The sequence below is a fragment of the Aetokthonos hydrillicola CCALA 1050 genome, assembly GCF_017591665.1.
In the GTDB taxonomy this organism is placed as follows: domain Bacteria; phylum Cyanobacteriota; class Cyanobacteriia; order Cyanobacteriales; family Nostocaceae; genus Aetokthonos; species Aetokthonos hydrillicola.
Genome location: NZ_JAAKGC010000357.1, coordinates 1 through 1,723 on the forward strand (window position 1 = coordinate 1; position 1,723 = coordinate 1,723).

Consider the following 1,723-nt stretch of genomic DNA (forward strand, 5'->3'; position numbering starts at 1 on the left):
CAGCTACATTTTCAATCGCCGTTAATGCTCCCGCTGCACCTGCAAGAATATTCTGCTCTTGTCCACCTAAGTAAAGCCTTCCAAAGCTTCCTACGGCTTGAACTTCAAGGATGTTAATTGCCGCCGCTTTTTCTGCTTCGTTCGCAGCTAGTGCAGCATAAGCAGCAGGTTCAACTTCTAAAACATAAAGCGTTTGTCCTGCTAGTAGCAACTGTCCTCGTCGGGTGCGGTTGATCAATTGTGTTTGGTAAGCATCAATATTGCGGATGATCTGGCTAGAAACCACTCGTGGTTTGAGACATTCCTCTTTTCGAACTCCCAATGCAGACAAAATGGCAATACCCGCAGACCGTGTTTCACCCGATGAGCTAGAATGAACTTCTAATAAACCATACAGTCTTTCTACGACTTGTACTCCAGGACGGACTGAGGCTGCTTTCAAGGCTATATCGGTAATTCGATTTATTTCGATGCCAGGAGAAATTTCAATCCATAATGATGTATCTCCCGGTAATGGCAAGAAACCTTGGGCAACCGTTCCCATGTACGCTGCATGTTGAGGTTGCAGGCTGTCAAGAAATACGAAACTGCGTAATTCTATTCCCAAGGTGTTGCTGGTAGAGTAACTACTCAGAGTAGACGAGATTGATGAAGGAGAGACAATGCCAAATCTTGAGCATCTAGCTTTACTGCAAGCAGGTGTAGTCACGTGGATGGAGTGGAGAAACGAAAATCCTCAAATTGCACCAGATCTCAGTAATGCAAATCTACAAGGAATAAACTTACCCAAAATCGATCTTAGTAATACTTTACTTTTGCAAGCGAACCTGTCCGGTGCTGATCTTAGCGGGGCTAACCTGGAAAAAGCAATTTTAACTGAAGCTCATTTGAACACAACTAACTTCAGTGTTGCGAACTTAAACGGTGCTATTCTTACACAGGCAGATTTGAGTTATGCTAATTTGATCGGATGTGACCTCAGTCAAGCAAATCTTAAGAGTGCTACTATTTCTAACGCTAACCTTATTGGAACTGATTTAAAGGGTGCTAATTTAAGGGATGCAGATTTGGTTGCAGCAAGGCTTTCCCGTGCGAACCTGTGTTTTGCCAACCTTATAGAAGCTAATTTGATTGAGGCTGATTTAAGTGAAGCCAATTTATATGAAGCAGAAATGATGGGGGCTTACCTTTACAAAACAGATCTTCGTAAAGCTAACCTTAGCAAAGCTCACTTGAATGGTGCGTACCTGTTGCAGGCTAACCTAAGTGAGGCTGATTTAACAGGTGCAAACTTAAGATGGACTAATCTTAAAGGTGCAAATTTAACTAGGGCTAATCTTGAAAGTGCGAACCTTACGGGTGCTAACCTTAGTAAGGCTAATCTTAAGGACATTATAGGGACTCGTCTCTGATTTTTAACAAGGTTTCTGATCGCCCAGCAGATTCTCGAAAATTGCTCCTCGTCGTTCTAAGTCAAACTTCATATCTTCAGTAAGTCCTGTATTTGTTCCGAACCGAGCATTTTTAACTATAGCACCACTCAAATTGATACCATTGATATAGGCACGAATCAGATTAGCACCACTCAGATTAGCACCACTCAAGTTAGCGCGAATCAAGTTAGCACCAATTAAGTTGGTATTCCTTAGATCAGTAAAAATCAGATTGGCACTACTCAGGTAAGCTCCACAGAGTTCAGCACCACTTAGGTCAGTATAACTGA

At 42.3% G+C, this 1,723-nt stretch carries 3 protein-coding genes; 1 reads left to right on the forward strand and 2 read right to left on the reverse strand.

What is annotated here, in order from left to right:
- A partial coding sequence (locus G4P69_RS37880; protein WP_208355064.1) for a hypothetical protein occupies positions 1-607 on the reverse strand: 607 nt, incomplete at its 3' end.
- 55 nt (positions 608-662) lie between these two features.
- Here G4P69_RS37880 and G4P69_RS37885 point away from each other — a divergent pair.
- On the forward strand, positions 663-1,412 hold the full coding sequence (locus tag G4P69_RS37885) for a pentapeptide repeat-containing protein (protein WP_208344899.1): 750 nt from the start codon (positions 663-665) through the stop codon (positions 1,410-1,412).
- A 3-nt stretch (positions 1,413-1,415) separates the two neighbouring features.
- Here G4P69_RS37885 and G4P69_RS37890 read toward each other — a convergent pair.
- Positions 1,416-1,723, reverse strand: a 308-nt coding sequence (locus G4P69_RS37890; protein WP_208355067.1) for a pentapeptide repeat-containing protein, incomplete at its 5' end; no start/stop codon positions are given.

Excerpts from the sequence above, each read along its gene's own strand:
- G4P69_RS37885 (WP_208344899.1), top strand. The coding sequence starts at position 663 with ATGCCAAATCTTGAGCATCTAGCTTTACTGCAAGCAGGTGTAGTCACG.